Consider the following 13,814-nt stretch of genomic DNA (forward strand, 5'->3'; position numbering starts at 1 on the left):
GGCCACTTCTGCCAGATCTGCATCTTCTCTCCAGTGAAGCAGATACAGATCGATGTAATCCGTTCCCAGAAGTTTCAAGGATCGCTCTACACTGCTGTAGATGTGTTTACGATCTGCGTAAAATACGGTATGATAAGGATAGCAAGGCGAACAGCTGGACAAAATAAAAAATAGGAGAATAATTATGGTTAAACTGGAGAATGTACTGGGCGGAAGCGTTCAGTTTCACTTTAATATCGCGGAGAAGCTGCACAAGATCGTCGTGATCGCAGAAGGGATCACGACAGTGTATGACGAAGATGAAGTTCTGGCAATGCTCAAGGTCTGGAACCACCTGGGAGAAGCGCTTGAGTCGGATAAAATGGCAGTGGATCTTGTCAATGGCTTCATGACGAAATTTGAAGAAGATGGCGAGACTTACGTGGAATATTCTTACGGCGCACGTGATTTGCGATGCAATGTCAGAACCGGTCAGCTGATCGAGGACCAGTAAATAAGGCTTTAAGAAAGGAAGGAGAACAGGCATGAATTACGAAACCGTAATGGAGATGCAGCGGATCTGCGCAGGAGAAAAGTGCGAACTGACTCGCGGACAGATAGCTGAAGAAACCATTGATATCAAAAAAGAAACAAAAAATCTTCCGATCGATAAGGCACAGGCATGCGAAGCTTTTTATGAAAAAATGCGCTCAGATGCTTCGAAAAAAAGTTACGACATCGATAGCCTCATGGCTGAAAAAGAAGCGATCCAGCAGGAATTCGATGCATTCCGCAGAGAAAGTATCGGAAATGACAGTTTCCACGCTATGTACGATGCTATCAGTGAGTTTTTTATGAACCCGCCTTTTGAAGGGCTGGACAATATCGAATATGGTGTCAATGAAGTATGCGTTTTTGCTGTTTTAGAATACGTGGCGGGCAGGAAGAATGCTGATCATGATCATGAGGGGTGCAGGCAGGATTACTGGGACAGCATCGCACAGCGGACATATGAAGAAACCGCAGATCACTGGATCGGAGTATATGACGATTTGCAGAAGCGTTTTGACAAGATCTGGTCGGATGCCGATGCGCAGGCGGATGCTGCAAAGAGTTCAGCGGACGGTTCTTCTGCAAAGGCTGCAGCGGGAAGCGAGCGTGTGCTTCAGGAAAAAATGGCTGCCTGCGGGATCGTAGCGATCGCCGCGATACGCGACCAGGATGATTTTTCACTGGATATGGTGCAGACCGGTGCTTTGCAGAAAGCACGGGAAGTAGTAGAAGAATTTTCCTCTGACACCTATGAAGAGGGAAAAAGTGACTTTACGGATAATGTGATCCGTCTGCTCCGCTTTCTCAACGAATTTTTAAATGCATAAAAAACAGGATCGTTTTATGCCATAGAACACTGGATCTGAATGAGCCGTCGGTAAAAAATATCGTCGGCTTTTTATTTTGCAGAAAAAAGTGAGACTGAAATACGTTGCAATTACTAGAGTTTAAGGAATTATTAGCACTCTATCAAAGAGAGTGCTAAAAAATGCTTGACTTTTATGTATCGCAGGTTTACAATGTAATTAATCAGGGGAGACCCTAGTGGAGGTGAGATTTATGAATATAGAGAAATATACACAGAACGCACAGGGAGCGATTATCGACTGTCAGAACATCGCAGTCGAGGAAGGACATCAGCAGATCGATGGAGAACATCTGCATCTGGCTCTGCTCATGCAGAAGGATGGACTGATTCCGAAACTGTTGAAATTTATGAACATAAATACGGGAGAAGTCATCGGAGCGGTACAGCAGCAGATCGATAAATTTCCTAAGGTATCAGGCAGTGCAGAATCCATGTACACCACAAGAAGACTGCAGCAGCTCCTTTTGAATGCGGAGAAAAAAGCAGAGAAAATGAAGGACGAGTATGTCAGTGTGGAACATCTTTATCTGGCATTGCTGGACGAGAGAAATACACCGTCCGCAGAAATTTTCAAACGATACGGCATCACGAAAGATAAATTCCTGGAGGCACTGAATCAGGTGAGAGGAAATCAGAGAGTGACAAGTCAGAACCCGGAAGAGAATTACGACGCACTGAATAAGTACGGGCGGGATCTGGTAGAGATGGCCAGAGACGGCAAACTGGATCCGGTCATCGGACGTGACAGTGAGATCCGTCATACGATACAGATACTTTCCAGAAGAACCAAGAACAACCCGGTATTGATCGGAGAACCTGGTGTTGGTAAAACGGCTGTTGTAGAAGGACTGGCGCAGCGTATTTTGAATGGCGACGTGCCGGAAGGGCTGAAAGACAAGACCATCTTCGCACTGGATATGGGATCGCTGATCGCAGGAGCTAAGTTCCGTGGTGAATTCGAAGAACGACTGAAGGCAGTCCTCAACGAGATCGAGAAATCCGAAGGCAGGATCATCCTGTTCATCGATGAGATCCACAATATCGTAGGTGCAGGCAAGACGGAAGGAGCCATGGACGCAGGCAACCTGTTAAAGCCTAAACTTGCAAGAGGAGAACTCCATTGTATCGGAGCTACGACACTGGATGAATACAGAAAATATATTGAAAAAGATGCCGCACTGGAACGTCGTTTCCAGAAGGTGCTAGTAGATCAGCCGACGGTAGAGGATACGATCTCCATCCTTCGTGGACTGAAGGAACGGTTTGAGATCCACCACGGCGTAAGGATCACCGACAGTGCACTGATCGCATGTGCTACTTTGTCAGACCGATACATCAGCGACCGTTTTCTGCCGGATAAGGCCATTGACCTGATGGATGAAGCGGCAGCCAGGATCCGTACTGAAATCGACAGCATGCCGGCAGAGCTGGATGAGATCTCAAGAAAGATCATGCAGCTGGAAATCGAGAAACAGGCACTGGCCAAAGAGTCGGATGCAGGTTCCAAGGCACGGCTTGCAAATCTGGAAAAGGAACTTTCTCAGCTAAAAGATGAAAGCAATACAATGCGTGCTCAGTGGGAAGGCGAGAAAAAAGCCATTTCCGAGGTCAAAGTCATCAAGCAGCAGATCGAATCTGTAAAACATGATATCGAAGATGCAGAGAGAAACTATGATCTGGAGAAACTGGCACAGCTGAAATACGGTACTTTGCCTGACCTGGAAAAGAAGCTGGAAGAAGAAAAGAAGAAGGCAGATGAGGGTAAGGATGCTCGTCTTTTGAAAGAAGAAGTCGGCGAAGAAGAAATCGCAGAAGTAATCTCCGGCTGGACCGGTATACCGGTAAGCAAGCTGGTGGAAAGCGAACGTGAAAAACTGCTGAAGCTGCCTGAGATCCTGCATAAGAGAGTTATCGGACAGGATGAAGGTGTACAGGCTGTGGCAGAAGCTGTTCTTCGTGCCAGAGCCGGGTTGAAGGATGAAAAACGCCCGATCGGATCGTTTATCTTCCTGGGACCTACAGGGGTAGGTAAGACCGAGCTTGCCAAGGCACTTTCCGAAGCATTGTTTGACTCAGAAAAGAACATGATCCGTATCGATATGTCCGAATACATGGAGAAACACTCCGTCTCCAGACTTGTCGGAGCGCCTCCGGGATATGTTGGCTATGATGAAGGCGGTCAGCTGACGGAAGCCGTACGGCGGAAGCCTTACAGCGTTATACTGTTCGATGAAATCGAAAAGGCTCATCCGGACGTGTTCAACATCCTGCTGCAGCTGCTGGACGATGGTCGTTTGACCGACAACCAGGGAAGAACTGTGGACTTCAAGAATACCATCGTGATCATGACGTCCAACATCGGAAGCAACTATCTGATCGACGGGATCCGTCAGGACGGCACTATTGATGCCGATGTGAAACAGAAGGTTCAGGATGAGACGAAGAAGTACTTCCGTCCGGAATTCCTCAACCGTATCGATGAGATCGTCGTATTCTCGCCGCTGACTGAGGATCAGATCGTCAAGATCATCGATCTGGGCATGAAGGATATAGAACATCGTCTGGAAGAACGGAACATCAAGCTGTCTCTCACAGAGGCTGCTAAGAAATTTATCGCAGACGAGAGTTATGATCCGGCTTACGGCGCAAGACCGGTCAAGAGGTTCCTGCAGCGCAGCGTAGAAACTGAACTGGCAGGAGAGATCATCCGCGGCACGGTCAAGGATGGCGACAGCGTTATCATCGACAGCGACGGAAGCAAGCTGAGCTTTCAGACCAGGTAAAGTCAAAGCGAGCACATAACCTGCTATTGAGCAGATACGAGAAAGAGCGAAGAGTAACATCTCCGCTCTTTTTTTTCGGAGGGGGGATTCCCATCGGCAGCTATCCCAGATCAGTAAATCACCTCAACTTCGGATAATCCCGCGGTAACAGCTCCCATCGTTCCGCGAGCTGTGAATGAGCGCGACTCATTGTCGGTGACGAGGACCTGGCGAAGGTAATATCTCAGCTTAACTTCATCCCGTCGATCCCGCGGCCTTTGATACGGCGCAGGTAGAAACCGATCAGGAAGGTATATACGAAGTCGTAGAGCAGCAGGAAAGCGATCCCTGCGAGGATCAGCAGCCAGACCGGGTAGTCCGGCAGATGGATGCTTCCCAGCAGGAGCTTTTTAAATCCGATCAGACCAATGGACAGGAGCACAGCGAAAAGTCCCGTTTTCAGAGCAAGCTGTATCCAGCGTCCGGGAAGCTTTTCGATGTAGTATTTGACGATCCCGTAATAGCCAAAGAAGAATGCATAGGGGATCATAGCCAGCTTGTTGGGGATGATGGCAAATCCCAGGAGCACGGCACCCGCGTAGAGGAGCACGCCGCCTTTGACACCGGTTTCCAGTATCATCACCGCTGTGAACAAAGAACTGATGGCAAACAAGGTCAGTTCGATTCCAGGGACGATCGAACCACCAAATAAGAATATGACAGTAAGGGCGAGACAGATCCCGCCCAATGCGATTTTCATTGTCTTTGAAGTTTTCATAGGGTTCCTTTCCAGGGAATATTGGCCAGCTGCCGCCCTTGCAGCTTCTTAAATACAGTCGCAGCAGCAGTCAGCACAGATGTAGCACTGCAGTGCCTGGCAGCACATATCATCATTATTGCCGTAGCCGCGTCCGTAGGCCTGATTCTGGTACTGCCCGCCCATGTTCATGATCTGACCGTAGGCACGGCTGTATTCCACGTTTCCGGGCTCCATATCCGCTGCTGTGCGGATCTTGTTGATGGCATCATCATACCATCCCTTTTTATAGGAAAGCATGCCGGAGAGGAAGAACCATTCTGCGCTTCGGTCATTGGTTCCGTTGAGCATGGTTTCAGCCGCTGAAAGATTACCTGCATCCAGGTAACGTCGGATCTGCATGTAGTCCGGAGTGCCTCCTCGACCGGTGCTCCCGGATGCTCCCTTGCCACCTCTTCCCTTCATGAGCATGTCGTATGCCTCGTTGATCTCCTGCAGTTTTTCTTCAGCCAGATCAGCCAGCGGATTATTATGGTATTTGTCAGGGTGATATTTCTTCACCAGCTCTTTATACGCTTTTTTGATTTCTTCGTCGGTGGCATTTTCAGAAACGCCTAATACTTCATACGGGTTCATTGAATCAGTTTCTCCTTTATTGTAAAATACGTTTGTTTATATTCGTTTTTTCTTTTCGACACGTGTGATGATTTCCTCGGTTTTGCGGTTCATTCCCAGGTAGAGGATGTTTTCTAAAATCCCTTTGTTTTTCTGCAAAGGCAGCTCCTGCAGGCTGTTGCTGGCAATAGCCAGGTAATGGAACAGGTTGAAGCGGAGATCCGGCTCGATCCTGTTTCGGAATGCCTCAGGGGTTTCCGAGGAGGCATCGTAGGAAAATCGGTAGAGCAGGGGATTATAGGATCCGTTTTTCAGATTTTCTTCGATATCGTCAACGGCATCGATCAGATAGATCCATTTCCCCAGATGCCAGCCGATTTGACCGGCGGTTTCTATAAGGAACTGCGGATCTGCATGTTCTTTCGCCGGATGCTCCGGCTCTATGGTTACAGCATCTGCTTCATACAGCGTCCTGACACCTTCCTGAAAAATGATTTTCATGATCTGGGAAAAGGCGTCTGCCGCTTGATCGATACTGTCGCATTTTGCTTGCTCCAGGGCAGCAAGTTTAGCCAGGTTTTCTTCGATCCCTTTGCATAGATCGGGATACTGTTTCCTCAGAACCCGATAGATGCTGCGCAGAAGCACCATAGTGGCCTTCGCATAGAACCGGTTTTCGTCCTTTGCGTCATCTAAAAGCTTATACCAGGCCAGAAGAAGCATGACATCCCCGGCATAGTCCACAGCCCGATTATAGATCATGGTTTTTTTCTTGATTGGATGAACGACGCAGTGCTCCTGCAGGGGAGCATCGGGAGCATCTTCGATAGAGGCCAGCAGGATCGCCAGAAAAGCGGCATCATAACTTAATGCCATCCGCGGCAGCTGACCGTAGCGGCGGCCGATGGATTTACAGATCCCGCAGTAGTATCCGCAGTAGACTTCGTATTCCCGAACCTTTAATTCTCCCTTGTCGATTTTCACATATCCAAGCATACCAAAAGAGTAGCATAAAAATAGGGTTAATTCAAATACATTCTGGTGAAGATTTGTTGAAAATAAAAAAATACCGGTGGCTTTCACGTAAAGTCACCGGTGGACTCTATTTTTTTACGATACCGTAGTAGAGTTTTGAAGTCAGCCAGTAGGTGATCCCGTAGAACAGAGCAAAGGCAAGGAAACATCCGATGCTGCAGAAGGTAAAGAGTCTGAGATTGAACAGGTTCATCAGCGTCATGATCCGGTAAAGGAACGGGAAGGCGAAACCAATGTGGATCCCTGCTGTTATCAGCGGCAGGAAAAATACCGTCAGGATCTGAGATCGAATGGTCTGCTTGACTTCGTGATGACTCATGCCTACATTCTGCAGGATCATAAATCGCTGTTTGTCCTCATAGCCTTCGGTGATCTGTTTGTAGTACATGATCAATACGGTTGCCATCAGGAACAGGATCCCCAGGAAAACGCCTATAAAGAACAGGCCCGAGAACACGCCGCGAAAACTGTCCACTTCGCTGGATCGGCATTCCAGGATCCCGTTGAATCCCTGATCGCCGGCATTTTCATTCGTCTCGTAGATCTGGTCCCAGGTTTTGTGGTAAGCGGCTAAGATCTGATCCTTCTGCGTTTCAGCATTTCCTGCAACGTCAGCCATATAGTTGATCTCCAGCCAGGAACCGAATCGCTCTGCATCCTTGCCAAGCGCTTCATCCTGACCTTTCTTCATCTTATCGATCACTGAAAGGTCTTTGACGACCACAAAATGACCGGAAGAAATCTTGGCAGCAGTATTTCCATTTGGCATAAATCCTGTCAGCGTTTTCTTCACGTGGAGGGATAGATCGAATACGTTGATCGTGTCGACAGGAAGCTCCTGGCGACTGGAATAAACCAGCACTTCGTTCTCTCCCAGCGTTTCGTTTTTGCCCATGGCCTTGTTGTAGTCTTCCAGTGGAACGACCACGAATGTCACAAGCTGATTGTATTTCTGCATGGCAGATAAATTGCTGTAAAGGCCTGGGTCTGTTACGAAAAAATCCTTGCTCTTTTCATAGATGGCACTGAATGAAAAGTCACGATAGCTCAATTCATTGATCAGCGTAAGCCCTTCTGATTTGGCAGAGTCATGAAGCGTCTGCACGCTTTTGTCAAAAGCATCGTTTTCTTCTGCTTTGCAGGTGATATCGTACTCCGACGGATAGCGCTGCTTAAGAGAATCATCTACTCCGAGGAACAGAGCCAGCGTAGTGGAGATGATCACCAGGACCATGGTAGAAAGGATGCAGATATTGGCCAGGCCGACTGCATTTTTTTTCATTCGGTACATCATGGAAGAAATGCTGACAAAATGCTTCGTCTTATAATAATACCCCTTGTTTTTCTTTAAAATCTTCAAAAGAGCAATACTGCCGGCTGTAAATAACAGATACGTCCCGATGATGACCAGCACGACTGCGATGAAAAATAGTGCGACAGCGGCTACCGGATTTGTCGTTGTCACAGCGATATAGTACCCGGCTGCCAGGCAGAGGAGGCCGATTGCAGCCAGGATCCACTTTGCTTTAGGCTCTTTTTCTCCGGCAGAGCGGCTTTTGAGAAGATCTACCGGTTTGGAGCGGTAGATGTGCCTCATGGAGTTCAGGAACATCAGCAGGAAAATACCGCCGAACAGCATCAGGCTTTGCAGGATGGAGCTGGTGGAAATATAGAATCCCAGCGGGATCTTTGCAGCAAGGATGCGGGAAATCACAAGATAAAGCAGTTTGTCCAGCATGATCCCGAGAAAAAGACCGAAAGCCATGGTGATGAGGAAGGTAAAGACCGTTTCCAGGAAGATCACTCGGCAGATATGCTTTTTTTCCATGCCTAAAATGTTGTAAAGACCGAATTCGCTCTTACGTCTTTTGATCAGAAAACTGTTGATGTAAAACAGGAAGATCACTGCGAAAATCGCCGTCACTGCCTGACCGAGACTCATGTAGGAAGACAGCATGTCGCCGCCCCACATTTTAGAGAGCCCTTCGTTTGATCCAAGAGAACCGATGATATAAAACAGTGCGATGGTCAGACTGCAGGAGAGCATATACGGGATATAGGTCTTCCGATTACTCTTGATATTGGTAAACGCCATGCCCGGATAAAGCTTAGCCATGGAGACCACCACCTGTCGCCATGCTGGTCAGTGTATCAGAAATCTTCTGGAACATTTCTTCATTGGTGGAATTGCCCCGGTACATCTGATGAAATACCGATCCGTCAGCGATGAACAGCACCCGGCCGGCATGACTTGCCGCTTTCACTGAGTGAGTCACCATCAGGATGGTCTGCCCGGACTGATTGATCCTTCCAAACATCTGCAAAAGATCATCTGAGGATCGGGAATCCAGTGCCCCCGTCGGCTCGTCGGCCAGGATCAGCTTCGGATGTGTGATCAATGCCCGTGCGACAGCCGCGCGCTGTTTCTGTCCGCCGGAAACTTCATATGGATATTTGTATAAAAGCTCCGAGATCCCCAGCATGGATGCCAGCGGTTTCAGTCTTTGATTCATCTCATGATATTTTTTTCCTGACAGTACCAGGGGAAGCAGGATATTATCCATCAGATTGAATGTGTCCAGCAGATTAAAATCCTGAAACACGAACCCCAGATTATTTCTTCGAAATGCCGAAAGCTCTTTTTCGCTGATGGAAGTGATATCGCGTCCTTCCAGCAGGACCTTTCCACGCGTTGGTCGGTCCAGCGCAGCCAGGATATTGAGAAGCGTCGTCTTGCCGGAACCCGATTCCCCCATGATAGCAACGTATTCGCCGGCTTCTACCGAAAACGACACATTGCGAAGCGCCTGCACACTGGAACCGCCAAACCGGGTCGTGTAGATTTTTTCTAAATTATTTACCTCTAAAATTGCCATGTGGCGTACCTCCTTATTCGTTCTGTAATAAGAGTACCAGAGGAAAAAAGCCGCTGCCATGGATTTCCCTTACGACAGCGACCTCGAACCTTACAGTTTTGTAAGATTACCGGCGACATCACTCCACCTGCAGCTGGCGTGTTGCAAAATCGATGGTCACCCGTGTGCCTTTGCCCGGTTCCGATTCGATGGTGAGGGTGTGTGAGAGCCTGCGCGAGATCTCTTTGCACAGATATAACCCGATGCCAGTGGATTTTTTATCCAGACGACCGTTGTATCCTGTAAAGCCTCGTTCACCAAGGCGCGGGATATCTGCCGGATCGATGCCGATGCCTGTGTCTTCGATGACAAGTGCTGCCGGATCTTTTTGCCAGATGCGAATGAATCCGGTTCGGGTATATTTCAGGGAATTGGAGAGGATCTGTTCGACGATGAACTGTGCCCATTTTTCATCAGTGAGGACGGTGGCTGTTAGAGAGCTCATTTCCAGGGAGAGTTTTTTGGAAATAAACATGGGAGCATATTTGCGAACAGCCGGTTTTACGATCTGCTCCAACGGCAGACTGCGGATCACGTAGTCGGTGGAATCCGATTCGAGTCGCGCACAGGAAAGCGCCATTTCTACATACTGTTCGATCTTAAACAATTCCAGATTAAGCGGTGAGTTCTTCTCTTCCTTTGACAACAGCAGGCGCATAGCCTGGATGGGTACTTTGATCTGATGGACCCACATAGCGTAGTAATCCTGAAGAAACCGCTTTGAATCAGCGGTTTCATCTAAAATGCGGTTCTGTTCTGTGTGGAGGATCTCCAGAAGCTGCTGATAATCATGTTCCAGAGGGGTGCGTGCCAGAGGCAGAGTTTCCAGGCTGACGGTAATGGTCTGCATGGCGTCCTGCAGCTTGCGGCGAGATCGACAAAATCGGGAAAAGTCGGTGATGACGGCGATGCTCCCGATGATCAGACAAATGATCCCGGTGTAGATGAGGCAGTCGAGAGGAACGTGATACAGGTAAAATAAAACTGCGCAGATCAGAAAAAAGAAAATAAGCGTCAGGATGATACTGCGTTTCTGCCTTAGATATGCCATAAGGTTTTTTCCGAATAAATGCTGGTTCGTGTTCATGGGATCATGTACCCGATTCCTTTCTTGGTTTTGATGAGATCAGTGATGCCTATGGAAGCCAGTGTTTTACGGAGCCTTGCGATGTTGACGGATAATGTATTCTCGTCAACGAAACAGTCGGTCTCCCAGAGCCGGTTCATCATGGCGTCGCGACTGACCACTTCTCCCGCGTGTTCCAGTAAAATAGCCAGGATCTTGTTCTCGTTTTTCGAAAGCTCTGCCCGCTTGCCCTTGTAGTCCACCGTGCAGGCAGTGGTGTTGAGAAGGATCCCCTCGTGCTCCAGCACGCCGGTTTCCTGCTGGGCGTTGAAGTCGTAAGAACGGCGCAGCAGAGCCTGGATCTTGGTGAGGAGCACCTGCATCTCAAAAGGTTTCGCAACAAAATCGTCACCGCCCATATTGATCGCCATGATGATGTTCATATCATCGTCTGCCGAGGAGATGAACATGATCGGCGTTTTGGAGATCTTGCGGATCTCGCTGCACCAGTGATAACCGTTGTAAAACGGCAGAGAAATATCCAGCAGTGTCAAGTGGGGATCGCAGGCAAGAAACTCCTCGGTAACGTTCTGAAAATCATTACAGATATATGGTTCAAATCCCCAGCGTGTCAGTCCGTCTGCTATAGCTCCTGCGATGACTTCATCGTCTTCGACCAGAAAGATCCGATACATAAGCTGCTCCTTTGCAGTCACAGGGTTAACGTGTTAAAAGTGCTTTATACAAGGCGAAGCCGGACAGCAGCAGGTCTTCTTCAAAGTCAAAGCTGGTGCTGTGAAGCGGGATACCGGTCCCTGTTCCCAGAACGAAGAACACGGCAGGGGCATACTGGCCGTAGAAGGAAAAGTCCTCTGAGATCATCAGAGGCAGAGGCATTTCCTCGTAACCGCCTTCCAGGGATTCCAGCACAGGGCGGATCTCATCGTAAAGCACTTTGTCGTTGATCACCGGCGGGTAGCCGTCGCTGTGAGAAAATCCGGTGGTGCAGTGGTATTCTTTTTCGATTTCTTCCAGATTTTTTGTCAGGATACCGATGATCTTCTGAAAATGATCTTCATCGTATGCACGGACAGTTCCCAGAAGATGGGAATAGTCGGAGACGATATTGCGTGCATAACCGCTCTCCATTTTACCGAAGTGGATCAGAGTCCTTTCTTCCGGGATGTCGCACGGTGCGTACGTCAGATCGCCCACACCGTCCTTGAAGCGATGGATGGCTCCGAACATATTCGCATGATCCCCATAGGTTCTCTTAACATAATCCGCAGTGATGTAAAGGGCGTCAAGGCCTTCGTACGGTGCTGTTCCGTGAGCCGCCTTACCGTTGATATCCACGTTGATCTCTGCAGATTTCGGCATGAAGGCTCCCGGCCGGGAGGAAATCACGCCCTTCGGAAGGAAAGGCCACAGATGGATGCCGAACACCTGACTCACATTGTATTTGGTGAAAATGCCGCTTTTACAGATTTCTTCTGCACCGCCTAAAGTTTCCTCGGCAGGCTGAAAAATCAGCAGTACATTGTGATCGAGTTCTTTTACCGTGTCGATGTATTCGCTGAAGCTGAGCAGCATGGCCATGTGTCCGTCGTGGCCGCAGGCGTGCATCTTGCCGGGATGGGTGGATACGTAGTCGCATGTGCTGGCTTCCGTCACAGGCAGTCCATCCATGTCGGAACGGAAGGCGAAGGTATCTGCGGCTCCCCGGTCGAACCAGGCGCAGATGCCGGAGCCGCAAAGGAAGGTCAGTTCACAGTCCAGCTGTTCCAGAACAGAAAGGAGATATGCTTTTGTCTCTGGAAGATCGCGATCGATCTCCGGGATCTGATGAAGCTGGCGGCGGTGTGTTTTTAATTTTTCAAGATATTTCTCATTATCGTTCATAGTATAGTATCCTCAGTTCCTATAGTCGTTGATTTTGTGTCTTATGGTATCACCGCGGTTCAGATACCGATTTTAAGAAGTTCGATGAACTGTTTTGCTGTCCGCGGACTTCTGCCGCTTTTACGGATGGCATAAGCTTCTGCCTTGCGGAAGAGTTCCCCTTCGTCCATTTCAATGCCGTATTCTGCGGCCAGAGATCTGACGATGGTCAGGTACTGATCCTTGTCCGGCTTCTGGAATGTGATGGTCAGCCCGAACCTGGCTGAGAGACTCATGGTTTCCTGCAAAGTATCGTTGACATGGAGTTCATCTCCCGTGCGGTCGCTGAAGGTTTCCTTCACCAGATGGCGGCGGTTGCTGGTAGCATAGATGGCCACATTGTCACCGCATCCGGAAATGCTTCCTTCAAGAGTGGCTTTCAGGGCGGAGAAGTTGTCGTCGTTGCCGTTGAAACTTAGATCATCGATAAACAGGATGAATTTCAGTGGGTTGGAGGCCAGCTCTTCCATGATCTGCGGGATCTGATAAAGCTGGTTTTTCTTCACCTCTATGAGGCGCAGACCCTGAGGTGCGAGGGCGGCTGCGACAGCTTTGATGGTGGAGCTTTTGCCGGTTCCGGCGTCTCCGTAAAGAAGCATGTTGCTGGCACTTTCACCGCTGGTCAGGGCCTGTGTGTTTTTCAGGATGAGATTTCGTTCTCGTTCATAGCCAAAGAGCTGGTCGAGGGACTGATGATCCGGGTGTGCTACCGGTACGATTTCTCCGTTGTCCAGGCGGAAAAAGTTATATTTGGCGAAGATGCCGTAGCCGGTTTTGGTGATGTTTTTTAATTTTTCCTCGAATTCTTTCTGAAAATCCGCTGCATGGGTGGTCCACTCCGGCAGGAATCCTTTGTAATCGAGAACTTCCCGGATGTCTGCAGGCGTCAGCGCTGCGATCTCCGCCAGGAGAAGCAGCTCCTGCTGAGCGGACTGGCGGATCGTCTCCGGAACGGAGCGTCCGGCAGCCGTCTCCTTTACATAAAAATTATCGTCCTGCAACAGCAGGGTATGGATGTAGTCGGTCAGATCGGAGGTGTTCTCGTACAGGGCGGAGACAAAATCACTGTAAAGACTGATGGCATGGTCGGTTTCTTTGTCGGGAACATACTTGTCCACAGCGTCAAGCAGAGCGTGCAGTCTTCGGATCACATCATCGTTTTTGATGTGGGAGAAGACGGTCAGGGAATCTATTTTCCATTTTAATTCTTGGAGCTTTTTCTTCATATAAGTCACCTCTGTGCATATTTATCTTTTCTATTATACTATAAGTCTTGCTTTTCCAGAAATTTTTTTTTATGATGGTATGGGTATTGAGAAATCAC

Annotated in this window: 13 protein-coding genes; 3 read left to right on the top strand and 10 right to left on the bottom strand. The window is 48.7% G+C overall.

Annotation, left to right across the window (positions count from 1 at the left end; all coding sequences use genetic code 11):
- On the bottom strand, positions 1–162 hold a 162-nt coding region (locus H8876_RS09520), incomplete at its 3' end, for an aldo/keto reductase (protein ID WP_346727855.1).
- Positions 163–184: 22 nt separating this feature from the next.
- Here H8876_RS09520 and H8876_RS09525 point away from each other — a divergent pair.
- From H8876_RS09525 to clpB, 3 genes are all read left to right on the top strand, one after another.
- The gene (locus H8876_RS09525) at positions 185–493 is read left to right on the top strand and encodes a hypothetical protein (protein WP_249287550.1); all 309 of its coding nucleotides are present in this window, start codon (positions 185–187) and stop codon (positions 491–493) included.
- Between the two features lie 31 nt (positions 494–524).
- Positions 525–1,358, top strand: a complete 834-nt coding sequence (locus H8876_RS09530; protein WP_177265431.1) for a hypothetical protein — start codon at positions 525–527, stop codon at positions 1,356–1,358.
- Between the two features lie 232 nt (positions 1,359–1,590).
- A complete protein-coding gene (clpB, locus tag H8876_RS09535) occupies positions 1,591–4,182 on the top strand; it encodes an ATP-dependent chaperone ClpB (protein WP_249287551.1) in 2,592 nt (863 codons plus the stop codon).
- Between the two features lie 223 nt (positions 4,183–4,405).
- Here the strand turns inward: clpB and H8876_RS09540 are convergent, their stop codons facing one another.
- The 9 genes from H8876_RS09540 to H8876_RS09580 all read right to left on the bottom strand — a co-directional run bounded on the left by H8876_RS09540 (position 4,406) and on the right by H8876_RS09580 (position 13,716).
- Complete coding sequence (locus H8876_RS09540) at positions 4,406–4,939, bottom strand: hypothetical protein (protein ID WP_177264507.1); 534 nt, start codon at positions 4,937–4,939, stop codon at positions 4,406–4,408.
- 48 nt (positions 4,940–4,987) lie between these two features.
- A complete protein-coding gene (locus H8876_RS09545) occupies positions 4,988–5,554 on the bottom strand; it encodes a J domain-containing protein (protein WP_177264506.1) in 567 nt (188 codons plus the stop codon).
- A 36-nt stretch (positions 5,555–5,590) separates the two neighbouring features.
- Positions 5,591–6,517, bottom strand: a complete 927-nt coding sequence (locus H8876_RS09550; RefSeq protein WP_249287552.1) for a DUF5685 family protein — start codon at positions 6,515–6,517, stop codon at positions 5,591–5,593.
- A 118-nt stretch (positions 6,518–6,635) separates the two neighbouring features.
- Entirely contained in the window at positions 6,636–8,684 is a 2,049-nt protein-coding gene (locus H8876_RS09555) for an FtsX-like permease family protein (protein WP_249287553.1), read from the bottom strand.
- Positions 8,677–9,444: an ABC transporter ATP-binding protein gene (locus tag H8876_RS09560; RefSeq protein WP_249287554.1), complete on the bottom strand. Its 768-nt coding sequence runs from the start codon at positions 9,442–9,444 to the stop codon at positions 8,677–8,679. Before H8876_RS09560 ends, H8876_RS09555 begins: the two co-directional genes overlap by 8 nt.
- Positions 9,445–9,562: 118 nt before the next feature.
- Positions 9,563–10,534, bottom strand: a complete 972-nt coding sequence (locus tag H8876_RS09565; RefSeq protein WP_249287555.1) for a sensor histidine kinase — start codon at positions 10,532–10,534, stop codon at positions 9,563–9,565.
- 32 nt (positions 10,535–10,566) lie between these two features.
- Entirely contained in the window at positions 10,567–11,244 is a 678-nt protein-coding gene (locus H8876_RS09570; protein WP_249287556.1) for a response regulator transcription factor, read from the bottom strand.
- A 25-nt stretch (positions 11,245–11,269) separates the two neighbouring features.
- Positions 11,270–12,451 carry a M20 metallopeptidase family protein gene (locus tag H8876_RS09575; protein ID WP_249287557.1) on the bottom strand — a complete coding sequence of 394 codons (1,182 nt, stop codon included), beginning with the start codon at positions 12,449–12,451 and terminating at the stop codon, positions 11,270–11,272.
- 59 nt (positions 12,452–12,510) lie between these two features.
- On the bottom strand, positions 12,511–13,716 hold the full coding sequence (locus tag H8876_RS09580; RefSeq protein WP_249287558.1) for an ATP-binding protein: 1,206 nt from the start codon (positions 13,714–13,716) through the stop codon (positions 12,511–12,513).
- Positions 13,717–13,814 lie beyond the last annotated feature (98 nt).

Source organism: Lentihominibacter faecis, assembly GCF_014306095.1.
Classification (GTDB): domain Bacteria; phylum Bacillota; class Clostridia; order Peptostreptococcales; family Anaerovoracaceae; genus Lentihominibacter; species Lentihominibacter faecis.